The sequence below is a fragment of the Streptomyces sp. NPDC058092 genome, assembly GCF_042884935.1.
In the GTDB taxonomy this organism is placed as follows: Bacteria; Actinomycetota; Actinomycetes; order Streptomycetales; family Streptomycetaceae; genus Streptomyces.
Genome location: NZ_JBHVSY010000011.1, coordinates 62,110 through 75,501 on the forward strand (window position 1 = coordinate 62,110; position 13,392 = coordinate 75,501).

10 protein-coding genes are annotated in these 13,392 nt (G+C 72.4%); 2 read left to right on the top strand and 8 right to left on the bottom strand.

Features of this window, described 5'->3' with window-relative positions; translation table 11 throughout:
- Positions 1-123 precede the first annotated feature (123 nt).
- The 6 genes from ACFVV1_RS19730 to hrcA form a co-directional block, all read right to left on the bottom strand.
- Positions 124-3,360, bottom strand: a complete 3,237-nt coding sequence (locus ACFVV1_RS19730) for a S41 family peptidase (RefSeq protein WP_389990613.1) — start codon at positions 3,358-3,360, stop codon at positions 124-126.
- Between the two features lie 80 nt (positions 3,361-3,440).
- Entirely contained in the window at positions 3,441-3,974 is a 534-nt protein-coding gene (locus ACFVV1_RS19735) for a hypothetical protein (RefSeq protein ID WP_389990615.1), read from the bottom strand.
- Between the two features lie 84 nt (positions 3,975-4,058).
- The gene (locus tag ACFVV1_RS19740; protein WP_389990617.1) at positions 4,059-4,805 is read right to left on the bottom strand and encodes a 16S rRNA (uracil(1498)-N(3))-methyltransferase; all 747 of its coding nucleotides are present in this window, start codon (positions 4,803-4,805) and stop codon (positions 4,059-4,061) included.
- Positions 4,802-5,875: a nitronate monooxygenase gene (locus tag ACFVV1_RS19745; protein ID WP_389990619.1), complete on the bottom strand. Its 1,074-nt coding sequence runs from the start codon at positions 5,873-5,875 to the stop codon at positions 4,802-4,804. The genes ACFVV1_RS19740 and ACFVV1_RS19745 overlap by 4 nt, the downstream gene beginning before the upstream one ends.
- A gap of 212 nt (positions 5,876-6,087) precedes the next feature.
- On the bottom strand, positions 6,088-7,224 hold the full coding sequence (gene dnaJ, locus ACFVV1_RS19750; RefSeq protein ID WP_389990621.1) for a molecular chaperone DnaJ: 1,137 nt from the start codon (positions 7,222-7,224) through the stop codon (positions 6,088-6,090).
- Entirely contained in the window at positions 7,225-8,241 is a 1,017-nt protein-coding gene (gene hrcA / locus ACFVV1_RS19755) for a heat-inducible transcriptional repressor HrcA (RefSeq protein ID WP_389990623.1), read from the bottom strand.
- A gap of 194 nt (positions 8,242-8,435) precedes the next feature.
- Here hrcA and ACFVV1_RS19760 point away from each other — a divergent pair, with 194 nt between their 5' ends.
- Both ACFVV1_RS19760 and ACFVV1_RS19765 read left to right on the top strand, forming a co-directional pair.
- On the top strand, positions 8,436-9,158 hold the full coding sequence (locus ACFVV1_RS19760; protein WP_389990625.1) for an MBL fold metallo-hydrolase: 723 nt from the start codon (positions 8,436-8,438) through the stop codon (positions 9,156-9,158).
- A 25-nt stretch (positions 9,159-9,183) separates the two neighbouring features.
- Positions 9,184-10,020: a DUF3097 domain-containing protein gene (locus tag ACFVV1_RS19765; protein ID WP_389990627.1), complete on the top strand. Its 837-nt coding sequence runs from the start codon at positions 9,184-9,186 to the stop codon at positions 10,018-10,020.
- A 57-nt stretch (positions 10,021-10,077) separates the two neighbouring features.
- Here ACFVV1_RS19765 and hemW read toward each other — a convergent pair whose 3' ends face one another.
- Complete coding sequence (gene hemW, locus ACFVV1_RS19770) at positions 10,078-11,319, bottom strand: radical SAM family heme chaperone HemW (protein WP_389990629.1); 1,242 nt, start codon at positions 11,317-11,319, stop codon at positions 10,078-10,080.
- 72 nt (positions 11,320-11,391) lie between these two features.
- Entirely contained in the window at positions 11,392-13,317 is a 1,926-nt protein-coding gene (locus tag ACFVV1_RS19775) for a SpoIIE family protein phosphatase (protein WP_389990921.1), read from the bottom strand.
- Positions 13,318-13,392 lie beyond the last annotated feature (75 nt).

A 13,392-nucleotide genomic window follows, 5' to 3' on the forward strand; every position in this document is an offset into this window, starting at 1 on the left:
CCGCCCCGTTTTCAGCCCCTCCGGCGATTGAGGAGCGGGGGTCCGGGGGCGGAGCCCCTGGTTGCGGGAAGGGGCGGGGAGGGTCGCCGCAAGGCGACCCGCACCCCCGCCCCGCACGCCCCCTTACGCCCCCGGCCGCTCCGGTGCCCGCTTCGCCGGGGTTTCCGCCAGCGATGCGAGCGCGATCCGGATCGCCTCGTCCAACTGCGGATCGCGCCCCGCGGCATGGTCCTGCGGCGCCATCACGACCTCGACGTCGGGATCGACCCCGTGGTTCTCCACGCCCCAGCCGTAACCCTCGAACCAGAACGCGTACTTGGGCTGGGTGACCGACGTCCCGTCCACGAGCCGGTAGCGGCTGTCGATGCCGACGACGCCGCCCCAGGTACGCGTGCCGACCACCGGGCCGATGCGCAGTGCCTTGATCGCGGCGTTCACGATGTCGCCGTCCGAGCCGGAGAACTCGTTGGCGACGGCCACCACCGGGCCGCGCGGCGCGTCCTCCGGGTAGCTGTACGGCTGCATGCCGCGCGGCATGTCCCAGCCGACGATGCGCCGGGCGAGCTTCTCCACGATCAGCTGCGAGGTGTGGCCGCCGCGGTTCTCCCGGACGTCCACGACCAGCCCCTCGCGGGCCACTTCGAGCCGCAGATCGCGGTGGAGCTGTGCCCAGCCGGAGCCGACCATGTCGGGGACGTGGAGGTAGCCGAGGCGTCCGCCGGAGTGCTCGTGGACGTAGGCCCGCCGGTCGGCGACCCACGCGTGGTAGCGCAGCGCCTCCTCGTCGGCGACCGGTACGACGACGACATGGCGCGGGTCTCCGCCGTCCACCGGTGAGACGGTCAGTTCGACCGGCTTCCCGGCGGAGCCGGTGAGCAGCGGTCCGGGCCCGGCCACCGGGTCGACCGGATGCCCGTCGACGGCGAGAACCGCGTCGCCGACGCGCACCGCCACGCCGGGTGCGGCGAGCGGCGAGCGGGCCGCCGGGTCGGAGGTCTCGGACGGCAGGATGCGGTCGATGCGCCAACTCCCCTCGTCCGTACGGGAGAGGTCCGCGCCGAGCAGCCCCTGCCGGGCGGAGTCGTCGCGCCATCCGCCGGGCGGCGTCACATAGGCGTGCGAGGTGCCGAGCTCGCCCTGCACCTCCCACAGCAGGTCCATCAGGTCGTCGTGGGTGGCGACGCGCTCCAGCACCGGGCGGTAGCGGTCCAGGACGCCGTCCCAGTCGATGCCGCCCATGTCGGGGCGCCAGAAGTTGTCCCGCATGATGCGCCCGGCCTCGTCGTACATCTGCCGCCACTCGGCGGCCGGTTCGAGGGTCCGGCGGATCCTGGAGAGGTCGACGGTGACGCTGCTGTCGCTGCCGCCGTCGTGGTCGTCGTCACCGGCCGGGACGCGGCTGTCGGACGGTACGACGCGCAGCTTGCCCCCGGTCCGCAGGGCGATCCGCCGGCCGTCGCCGCTGACCTCGAACCCGCCGACGTCGGAGGCGAGTTCCTCGCAGCGCAGTTTCTCCAGGTCGTACCGTTCGAGGACGGTCTCGGGCCGGCGGGCGTCGGGCGTGGCGCCGCTCGTGCCGAGCACTCCGGTCACCGGGTGGTTCAGCCACAGCAGTCCGTCCTTCGCGGCGCGCAGCGTGGAGTAGCTGGCGGCCTCGACGGGCAGCGGCACGATCCGGTCGGCGAGCCCTTCGAGGTCGATGCGGGTGACGGGCAGTGCGGTCGGGTTGTCCTCGCCCTCGCCGCCGCCCTTCTCCTTCTCGGTCGGGCGGCCGTGGCGCTGCGGTCCGAACGGGGAGGGCGTGGTGGCGGCGAGCGTCAGCAGATGCGGACGGCAGGCGCCGATGAACGCCAGGTCGAAGACGTGGGCGTCGTAGACCGGGTCGAAGGACCGCTCGGAGAGGAACGCGAGGTGCTTGCCGTCGGTGGTGAACGCCGGGGAGAAGTCCCGGAAGCGCAGCGGGGTGGCCTCGGCCACCGACAGGTCGGCGACGTGGGCGAGCTTGAGCTGCCTGAGCGGTTCGGGCCCGGGGTGCGACCAGGCGAGCCAGGAGGAGTCGGGCGAGAAGACGAGACCGGAGGCGTCGCCGTGTTCGCTGCGGTCCACCTCGTGGACCTCGCCGCTCTCCCGCTCGACGATCAGTACCCGCCCGTCGTGCGCGGCGACGGCGAACCGGCTGCCGTCCGGGGCCGCGGCGAGGTCGAGGACCCTGCCGATGCGGCCCGCGGCGAGGCGGCGCGGTACGGAGCCCGGTGCGATGCCGGTGGCGGGTGCGCACTCCAGGGCGTCGTCGCCCTCGGCGTCGGTGACCCAGACGACGTGCTGGTCGCCGTCGGCCTGGAAGGTGCGGGGCATTCTCGCCCGTACCCCCGGTTCGACGGCGAGCGCGCGGGCCGGGCCCTCGCGGTGGGTGACCCAGTGGACGGCTCCGCGCGTCCCGACCGCGCTGCCGCGGCCCGTGCGGTCCGGGGACGCGGCGTCGAGGTGGCTGCCGGCGTGCACGGGGTGGGGCTGGAGGTCGGCGCGCTGGCCGCCGAGCAGGATGTCGAGGCGGCGGGGCGCGGCGCCTTCGAGGTCGTCCAGCAGCCGGAGCTCACCGGTCGAGTCGTAGCAGACGCGGGTGCCGTCGGTGCTCGCGTGGCGGGCGTAGAAGCCTTCGGCCTCGGTGTGACGGCGCAGGTCCGAGCCGTCGGGGAGCGAGGAGTAGAGCGCGCCGACGCCCTCGTGGTCGGAGAGGAACGCCACCCGGTCACCGACCCACATCGGGCATTCGATGTTGCCGTCGAGGTCCTCGTGGAGCCGTACGAATTCCGCCGGGCCGTCGGCCGCGCCCTCTGCCGCGATCCACAGCTTGCCCGCGGTGCCGCCCCGGTAGCGCTTCCAGGCGGCGGCCTCGCGCCCCATGGTGGCCGAGAGCAGCAGGACCCGTCCGCCGGGCCCGTACGCGAGGGAGCCGACCGGCCCGTACGGCAGGGTCCGCGCGGGCCCGCCGTCGGCCGGGACGGCCCTGGCCCAGCTGCGCCGCAGCGATGCCTGCCCCTGGGTGCTGATGACGAGTACGTCGCCCTCGGGCGTCCAGCCGCGTACGGAGGTCCGCGCGTCGCCCCAGTACGTGAGCCGCTCGGAGGGGCCGCCGTCGACCGGCGCGACGTGCACTTCGGGCGCCCCGTCCCGGGTGGATGTCCAGGCGACGCGGGTTCCGTCGGGGGATATCCGCGGGTTGGTGACGGGTCGGTTGTCGGCGCTGACGCGCCATGCTCGGCCGCCGTCCAGCGGCGCCAGCCAGACATCGTCCTCGGCGGTGAAGGCGATCAAATCGCCCTGGACATGGGGGTATCGGAGGTAGGCAGGCTGCGTCACATCGATCACCCTAGGCCGCGGGCGTGCTCCGCGGAACCGAGTTGGCCGGAGTCCACCGGGTGGTTCGGTGCCTGCCACGCTCATTTGCCCCGGGGCGATTCGGTCACCGTGACCGTCACGGTGACGGTCGGCCGTGCGGTGCCGCTGCCGCCGCCCAGGGGCGGATTCGCCGCGCCGGCCGGCGGTGCGGCGTTGCAGTCACCCAGCACATCTGCCCGGAAGACGACCTTCCCGCCGGCCTTCGCGCTCAGGTCGCCCCGCACGCACCGCCCGTCGAGCTCCTGGGTCACGTTGCCGTTGATCGTGATGTCCTTGCCGTCCCGGGTCCTTCCGGTGCAGTCGACGTCCGCGACCCGGCGCGCGGAGGCGGCGGGCGACGCGCCCCCGATCAGGCCCGCGCCGGTATCGGCCGTGCAGTTGAGCCACTGGACATGGACCCCGCGGCTCTCCAGGGCGCTGGTGGCGGCCTGGTCGGTGGTCACGGCGATGGATGCGGAGTTCAGCCCGCCCACGGGCTCACAGGCCACCACACCGGCGGCCGCCGCGCCCGCGAGTGCGGACGCGGCCAGAAAGCGACGGGTCCTTCTCCGACCCCATGCCCTTGATGTCCCCATACGGGCAGCTTCCCACCGTTCCCCCACGGAACGGTAGACGACTTGCGGCCACACCGGAGTTGGCGCCGGAGCGCGGGAGGGGGCTCACGACCAGCGGCCGGTGCGCCCCAGCAGCAGTGCCGTCGCCGCCGTGCCCGCCGTCGAGGTGCGCAGGACGGACGCTCCGAGCCGGCAGGTACGGGCGCCCGCCCCGGCGAAGACCGCCAGTTCGTCCGGCGACACACCGCCCTCGGGGCCGACGACCAGCACGATCTCGCCCTGGGTGGGGAGTTGGACGGTGGCCAGCGGCTCGCTGTCGTGCTCGCGGTCCTCGTGCAGGACGGCGGCGAAGTCCGCCGCGGCCAGAAGCGCGGCAACCTGTTTGGCCGTCATCGCGTCCGCCACTTCGGGGAACCGCACCCGGCGCGACTGTTTGCCGGCCTCCCGGGCGGTGTTGCGCCATTTCGCGAGGGACTTGAGGCCGCGGTCGCCCTTCCACTGCGTGATGCAGCGCGAGGCCTGCCAGGGCACGATCGCGTCGACACCGGTCTCCGTCATCGTCTCGACCGCGAGCTCGCCGCGGTCGCCCTTGGGCAGCGCCTGGACGACGGTGATACGGGGTGTGGGCCACGGCTCCTCGCGGACCGTCGCCAGGTCCATGACCACGAGCCGGTCCTTGCCCTCGGCGGCCCTGACGACCCCTCGCGTCCACCGGCCGTGGCCGTCCGTCAGCACGACGTCCTCACCGGCGCGCAGCCGCTTGACCGATACGGCGTGCCGCCCCTCGGATCCTTCCAGGACGAACTCGGGCCCGTCGGGGACCTGTTCGACGACGAAGACCGGTGCGGTCACTGCGTACTCCCTGTGTTCACGGCCGTCCGTGCGGCGTCCAGTTCCTCGACGAGCAGTTCGATCAGCCGGCCGGCGGGCAGCTCGCGGGCCAGCCGGTGCCCCTGACCCGCCCACAGCGCCATGCCCTGGGCGTCGCCGGCCTTGGCCGCCGCCTTGCGCAGACCGGCGGTCAGATAGTGGACCTGAGGGTAGGCGGCGGGGGCGTACGGGCCGTGCTCACGCATGAAGCGGTTGACCAGGCCGCGGGCCGGGCGGCCGGAGAAGGCCCGGGTCAGGGCGCTCCGTACGAACAGCGGGTTGGTCAGCGCCTGCTTGTGCAGCGGATTCGCCCCGGACTCGGGGCAGACGAGGAACGCCGTGCCGAGCTGCGCCGCCTCCGCGCCCGCGGCGAGCACCGCCGTGATCTGGGAGCCGCGCATCAGCCCGCCCGCGGCGATGACCGGCATCTGTACGGTCTCGCGGACCTGGGTCACCAGGGAGAGGACTCCGATCCCGGTGCCGTCGGTCTGCGGGTCGTCGCGATGGGTGGACTGGTGGCCGCCCGCCTCTATGCCCTGGACGCAGACCGCGTCGGCGCCCGCCCGCTGGGCGGCCTGGGCCTCCTCGGGCGTGGTGACCGTCACGACGGTGTACGTGCCGACCCCGGTGAACGCGTCGAGGGTGTCCCGGGTCGGGCAGCCGAAGGTGAACGAGACGGCCGGGACCGGGTCCTCCAGGAGGATCGCGAGTTTGGCGTCGTAGTTGTCGTCGCCGCCGGAGTCCGGGTCGCCGAGCGGCGTCTCGTACCAGGCGGCCTCACCGGCGAGTTGATGCCGGTACACCTCGACGGCGCTCGGATCGGCGAGTGCGGGCTGCGGCATGAAGAGATTGACGCCGAAGGGCCGGCCGGTCAGCCCGCGCAGCTGCTTGATCTCGTGGTACATGCCGTCCGCCGTCTTGTACCCGGCGGCAAGGAAGCCAAGACCGCCCGCTTCGGCGACGGCCGCGACGAGCTGCGGACAGGAGACACCCCCTGCCATCGGGGCCTGCACGATCGGATACCGGCAGAGATCGGTCAACACGGATGACATGACCGCATCGTGTCACGTCCCGTACGCCTCGGCGTGCCCAGCCCCGGGTCCTCTTTGTCCTTAAATCTGTCCTCGAACGCCGGACGGCTCGGCAAGCGAGCCCGTCCGGCGTTCAGGAACAGCGTTCAGGGACGATGCGCAGGAACCGGTACGCAGGAACGGTGCACAGGGACGGTGGACGAATCCGTGTGCACGAACCTGTACAGGGACCGTCAACGGCCGTTGAAGGCGTCCTTCAGACGGGAGAACAGCCCCTGCTGCCCGGGCTGGAACTGGCCGGTGGGCCGCTCCTCGCCGCGCAGCTTCGCGAAGTCCCGCAGCAGTCGCTCCTGGTCCGGGTCCAGCTTCGTCGGGGTCATGACCTCGACATGCACGATCAGATCGCCGCGCCCGCCGCCCCGCAGATGCGTGATGCCGCGGCCGTGCAGCGGGACCGACTGGCCCGACTGCGTGCCGGGCCGGATGTCGACCTCCTCCAGGCCGTCGAGCGTCTCCAGCGGCACCTTGGTGCCGAGCGCGCCCGCCGTCATGGGGATGGTGACCGTGCAGTGCAGATCGTCGCCGCGGCGCTGGAACACCGAGTGCGGCAGCTCGTGGATCTCCACGTACAGGTCGCCGGCCGGGCCGCCGCCGGGGCCGACCTCGCCCTCGCCCGCGAGCTGGATGCGGGTGCCGTTGTCGACACCGGCGGGGATCTTCACGGTGAGCGTGCGCCTCGACCGGATGCGGCCGTCGCCGGCGCACTCCGGGCACGGGGTCGGCACGACCGTACCGAAGCCCTGGCACTGCGGGCAGGGCCGCGAGGTCATGACCTGGCCGAGGAAGGACCGGGTGACCTGGGAGACCTCACCGCGGCCGCGGCACATGTCACAGGTCTGGGCGGAGGTGCCGGGTGCGGCGCCCTCACCGTTGCAGGTCGTACAGACGACCGCCGTGTCGACCTGGATGTCCTTCGTGGTGCCGAACGCGGCCTCGGCGAGATCGATCTCCAGCCGGATCATCGCGTCCTGGCCGCGCCGGGTGCGCGAACGGGGCCCGCGCTGCGACGACGTACCGAAGAACGCGTCCATGATGTCGGAGAAGTTGCCGAAGCCACCCTGTCCGAATCCGCCCGCGCCACCGCCGCCGGAGGCGGACAGCGGATCGCCGCCGAGGTCGTAGACCTGCTTCTTCTGCGCGTCCGACAACACCTCGTAGGCGGCGTTGATCTCCTTGAACCGCTCCTGGGTCTTCGGATCGGGGTTCACATCCGGATGCAGCTCGCGAGCGAGCCGCCGGAATGCCTTCTTGATCTCGTCCTGAGATGCGTCGCGGCGCACGCCGAGTACGGCGTAGTAGTCCGTGGCCACTTACGACTCCGCCAGGATCTGTCCGACGTAACGTGCCACTGCGCGTACCGCTCCCATCGTTCCGGGGTAGTCCATGCGGGTCGGTCCGACCACGCCGAGTTTGGCGACTGCCTCGTCGCCCGAACCGTAGCCGACCGCGACGACGGACGTGGAGTTGAGCCCCTCGTGGGCGTTCTCGTGCCCGATTCGTACGGTCATGCCTGAGTCCTTGGCCTCGCCGAGCAGCTTCAGCAGCACGACCTGCTCCTCCAGTGCCTCCAGCACCGGCCGGATCATCACAGGGAAGTCGTGCCCGAAGCGGGTGAGGTTGGAGGTGCCGCCGATCATCAGCCGCTCCTCCGTCTCCTCGACGAGGGTTTCGAGCAGGGTGGAGAGCACGGTGGAGACCGTTCCCCGGTCCTCGCCCTCGAATGAGTCCGGCAGATCCTGCACCAGCTGCGGGACATCCGCGAAGCGGCGCCCGACGACCCGGCTGTTGAGCCGGGCCCGCAGATCGGCGAGAGACGTCTCACCGAACGGGGCGGGGCAGTCGATCATGCGCTGTTCGACCCGGCCGGTGTCCGTGATCAGCACGAGCATCAGCCGGGCGGACGCCAGCGACAGCAGCTCCACATGCCGCACCGTGGACCGGGTCAGCGAGGGGTACTGCACGATGGCGACCTGCCGGGTCAGCTGCGCGAGCAGCCGTACGGTACGGCCCACGACGTCGTCGAGGTCGACCGCGCCGTCGAGGAAGTTGTGAATGGCACGGCGTTCCGGCGACGAGAGGGGCTTGACGCCCGCGAGCTTGTCGACGAAGAGCCGGTAGCCCTTGTCCGTCGGGATGCGTCCCGCACTGGTGTGGGGCTGGGCGATGAAGCCCTCGTCCTCCAGCACCGCCATGTCGTTGCGCACGGTGGCCGGGGAGACCCCCAGCTTGTGCCGCTCGGTGAGCGCCTTGGAACCCACGGGCTCCTCGGTGCCGACATAGTCCTGGACGATGGCGCGCAGCACTTCGAGTCTGCGTTCGCTGAGCATCGCGCACACCTCCAGCTGTTCCTCGGTGGTTCTCGGGCCGTACCTGGTTCATTCCCAGGAATCCGCCTGGCACTCTGTCGTCGCGAGTGCCAGCAATCCCCCCGCCAGTGTACGGCGGCCGAGTGGGGGCCTAGCAAGGGCGACCGGCCACGCTACCTCGGGACCGCGCAGGTCGTTGCCGATAGCGTCGCGGTATGGATGCCTCTTGGGAAGAGTTCGGCTGGGAGCGACTCGGTCACGGAATGGGGCGACGGCGCCTGCCCGGATGGGATGCGACCGTCGCACTGGTGGCCGGAGCGGAGGGAGTTCTGCTCTACGACACCGGATCGACACTTCGCGAAGGCGCCGAAGTACGGGCTCAGGCACAGGCCCTGCTCGGCCGCAAGGTGACGCATATCGCACTCAGCCACCCGCACTTCGACCATGTGCTGGGCACCGCGGCGTTCTCCGGCGCCCAGGTGTACGGGGCGGTCGGCATGGCGGGCCTGCTGAAGGCCGGGGCGGACGCCCTGTACGCCTCCGCGGTACGCCACGGGGTGTCCGAGCACGACGCGGCGGAGGCCACCGGTGTCGTGGTGGCGCCGCACCACGAGGTGTGCGGTGAGTGGACGCTCGATCTGGGGGGCGGCCGCCAGGTGCTGCTGGCGAACGTGGGCCCCGCCCACAGCGGTCACGACCTGGCCGCGCTCGTGCCCGGTTCCCCCGCGGTGGTGCTCTGCGGGGACCTGGTCGAGGAGTCCGGCGAACCGCAGGCGGGCCGGGACGCGGTCCCGTCGCGCTGGCCGGCCGCGCTGGACCGGCTGCTGGAACTCGGGGGCGAGGACGCGGTGTACGTGCCGGGGCACGGGGCGGTGGTGGACGCGGCGTTCGTCAGGGGGCAGCGTGACCGGCTGGCCACCCTCTTCGGCGTGTCGTGACCGGTTTCCGTCCTATCGTCTTCCGATGCGCAGCTACCAGCCGGACCTGACCCCACCATGGAAGAGGTCCGCCCCCGTTCCCGAGGTCCCCGCCGATCCCGATCTGGTCGTGGAGGAGGTCTCCACCGGATTCTGCGGTGCGGTGATCCGCTGCGAGAAGACGGCCCAGGGACCGACGGTGACCCTGGAGGACCGTTTCGGCAAGCACCGGGTGTTCCCGATGGAGCCGCGCGGCTTCCTGCTGGAGGGCCGGGTGGTCACGCTCGTACGGCCGTCGGCCGCCGGGCCCGTACGCCCGGCGCGCACGGCCTCGGGCTCGGTCGCGGTCCCCGGGGCGCGCGCCCGGGTCGCGCGGGCGGGCCGGATCTATGTGGAGGGCCGCCACGACGCGGAGCTGGTCGAGCGGGTCTGGGGCGACGATCTGCGGATCGAGGGCGTGGTCGTCGAATACCTGGAAGGCATCGACGACCTCCCGGCCGTCGTGCGCGCATTCTCCCCCGGCCCGGACGCCAGGCTCGGCGTCCTGGTCGACCACCTGGTTCCCGGCTCCAAGGAGTCCCGGATCGCGGACCAGGTCTCGGACGCGAACGTGCTGGTGGTCGGCCACCCCTACATCGACGTGTGGGAGGCGGTGAAGCCGTCGTCCGTGGGGATCAACGCCTGGCCGGTGATCCCGCGCGGCCAGGACTGGAAGACGGGCGTGTGCCGCGCGCTCGGCTGGGAGGAGAACACCGGCGCGGCCTGGCAGCGGATCCTGTCCACGGTGCGCTCGTACCGGGATCTGGAGCCGGCCCTGCTGGGCTCCGTGGAACACCTGATCGACTTCGTGACGGCGCCGGTGGACAGCCCCTCCGGCATTTGAGGAGCGGGGGTCCGGGTGCACCCGCGCCCCGCATGCACCCGTGCCCCGCCCGCCCCCTCAGTCGACCAGATCCCGCACCACCGCGTCCGCCAACAACCGCCCCCGCAACGTGAGCACCGCCCGCCCCTCCCCGTAGGGCGCCGGCTCCAGCAGCCCGTCCTCCACCGCCCGGCCCGCCGCGGCCAGCCCCGCCGGTGCCAGCAGCGACAACGGGCACCCGTCCACGAGCCGCAGCTCCAGCAGGATCCGCTCGACCCGCCGGTCCTCCGCGGAGAGGATCTCGCGCCCGGCCCCCGGCGACCGCCCCTCGGCCAGCGCCTGCGCGTACGCCCCCGGATGCTTCACGTTCCACCAGCGCACCCCGCCGACATGGCTGTGCGCCCCGGGACCGGCACCCCACCAGTCGGCGCCCCGCCAGTACAGCTCGTTGTGCAGGCACCGGCCCTCGGGCGTACGGGACCAGTTCGACACCTCGTACCAGGAGAAGCCCGCCGCGGCCATCGCCTCGTCCGCGATCAGGTACCGGTCCGCGTGGGCGTCGTCATCGGTCATCGGGATCTCGCCGCGCCGGATCCGCCGGGCAAGCTGCGTGCCCTCCTCGACGATCAGCGCGTACGCCGACACATGGTCCGGCCCCGCCCCGATCGCCGCGTCCAGCGAGGCCCGCCAGTCGTCGTCGGACTCCCCGGGCGTTCCGTAGATCAGATCGAGGTTGACGTGCTCGAAGCCCGCCTCCCGTGCCTCGGCGACACAGGCCTCGGGCCGGCCCGGCGTGTGCGTGCGGTCCAGGATCTTCAGCACGTGCTGCCGCGCGCTCTGCATCCCGAACGAGACCCGGTTGAAGCCGCCCTCGCGCAGCTCGGCCAGATAAGCCGGATCAACGGATTCCGGGTTGGCCTCGGTGGTGATCTCGGCATCGTCCGCGAGACCGAACTCGTCGCGGATCGCGCCCAGCATCCGTACCAGGTCCCCGGCGGCCAGCAACGTGGGCGTGCCGCCGCCGACGAAGACCGTACGGACCGGACGCGGATCGTCGCCGAGGACCTTGCGGGCCTGGCGGACCTCGCCGATCAGGTGGGCGGCGTAGTTGTCCCGGGAGGCCAGCGCACCGCCGGAGCCGCGCAGCTCGGTGGCGGTGTAGGTGTTGAAGTCGCAGTAGCCGCAGCGGGTCGCGCAGTAGGGCACATGCAGGTAGAAGCCGAGCGGCCGGTCGGCGGCGCCTTCCAGGGCATGGCGGGGCAGCGCCCCGTCGTCGGGTACGGGTTCACCATCGGGCAGTACGGAAGGCATACCGCCCATTGTCGCTCGCCGCCGGGGAACCCCGGGCCACGTCCATGATCACGGAAGCCGCCCGTCCCCGGACGCCTGGCCTCACCCCGCCTGCAGCACCAGCAGCGCCAGATCGTCATCGGGCGGCCGCTCGGCGAATTCGTGCACGGCCCGCTTGATGCGGTCCGCGATCCCGTCCGCCGACAGCCCGGCGCAGTCGGCCAGCGCACGGGCCAGACCGTCCCCGTCGTCGAACATCAGCGCCCCGGAGCGCCGCTCCGTCACGCCGTCCGTGACGCACAGCAGGCTGTCGCCCGGTGCCAGGTCGAAGCTCTGGCTCTCGTACGCGACGTCGTCGAAGATCCCGAGCAGCATCTGCGGCTCGGCGGCCGGGCGCACCTCGCCGTCGGGCCGCAGCAGCAGCGGCAGCGGGTGGCCCGCGCTGGCCACGGTGCAGCGCACGCCGCCGTCGGGCAGCGGCACCAGTTCCCCGTACAGCAGGGAGAGGAAGCGGGACTGCCCGGTGTCCGCCGTCTGCTGGCCGCCCGCCGCGGCCACCATGAGCGCGGCCGCCTCGGCGGCCTCCATCGCATCGTCGAGGAGCAGCCGGTTGAGCCGGTCCAGCACCTCGCCGACGCCGAAACCCTCACGGGCCAGCAGCCGCAGCCAGGGCCGGGCCAGGCCGGTGACGACGGCGGCTTCGGGACCGCTGCCCTGGACGTCGCCGAGGACGAAGCACCAGCGGTCGCCGGGGCACGGGAAGATGTCGTAGAAGTCACCGCCGACGACCCCGTCGTCGCTGGGTTCGTACACCAGTGAGCTGGTGACGCCGGGTATGTCGGCGACCTTGCTGGGCAGCAGTGCGCGCTGCAGGATGCGGCTGATGGTGGCCTGCCGGGTGTAGGCGCGGGCGGCGCCGACGGCGAGGCCGACACGGCGTACGAAGTCCTCGATCAGGGCGGTCACTTCGTCGGGGACGCGTGCCGTTCCCTCGCGGCCGAGGAGTACGGCGCCGAGTGTCCGGCCGCCCGAGGTGATCCGGTAGGCGAGAGCGGACTCGGGGCGCTCGTCGGCCTTCTCGCCGTCCTCCTCTTCCCCGGGCCAGGGCAGCGAGACGGGCCCGGTGCCCACCCGCTCGGGCAGCCGGATCGGGTCCTGCTCCAGCAGCGTACGCAGTTGCCCAGTCTCGGCCTCGTCGCGATGCCAGACGCTGGCGAGCCGGGGCACTGCCGCGGGACCGCCGTTCTCGGGTTCCAGCCAGATCGCGCACCAGTCGGCGAGTCTGGGCACCAGTAACTGTCCGGCGAGCGCCGCCACGATGTCCTCGTCGAGCTGGCCGGCGAGCAGGTCCGAGGCCTCGGCGAGGAACGAGAGCGCGCCGCGGCCCGCCCAGTCCGCGCCGTCGCGCAGGGCCCGCCGGGCGCTGGGGGCGAGCAGTTCGGCGGCGCGCAGCCCCTGCTGGAATCCGGGCTCGGTGGACGGTTCGGGAAACGGGTTCCAGTCGTCGACGGGGAGCCGGGCCCAGACGGTCTTGAGACCGGTGCGGTACGTGATGCCCCAGCGCTCGGAGAGGGTGCCGACGAGCTGGAGTCCGCGACCGTACTCGGCGGGATCGGCGGAGTCGGTGGTGACCCCGCTCTCCGCCGTGTCGGCCGGGCCGCCGTCCTCCGGTTGTTCGCTGCGCACGGCGCGGGCCGGGTGGTGGTCGGAGACCTCCAGCACCAGGGCCGCGGCCTCGTCCTCGGTGGCCTCCTCCAGCCGGCACAGCAGCTCGACATTGGTCCCGGCGTGCACGACCGCGTTGGTGACCAGCTCGCTGACGACGACCGCCGCGTCGTCGGCCAGCCGCTCGCTGAAGCCCACCGCCGCCGGCAGTCCGAGCCCGCTCCATTCGGTGAGCGCCGCCTGGACGAACCGGCGGCCGGCGGAGGGTGCGAGGAGGTTTCCGGGCAGGGACGTACGGGCGACGGGCCGTGCGTCCGCATGGCCGACGGTGTTGCCGGGACGTTGAACGATGTCCCGCTGCAAGGGAATGGGCCCCACGGTGCAGCTCCTGACCTGTTCTCGCTCTGTCTGTTCTCGTTCTGTCTGTCTGTTCTCACT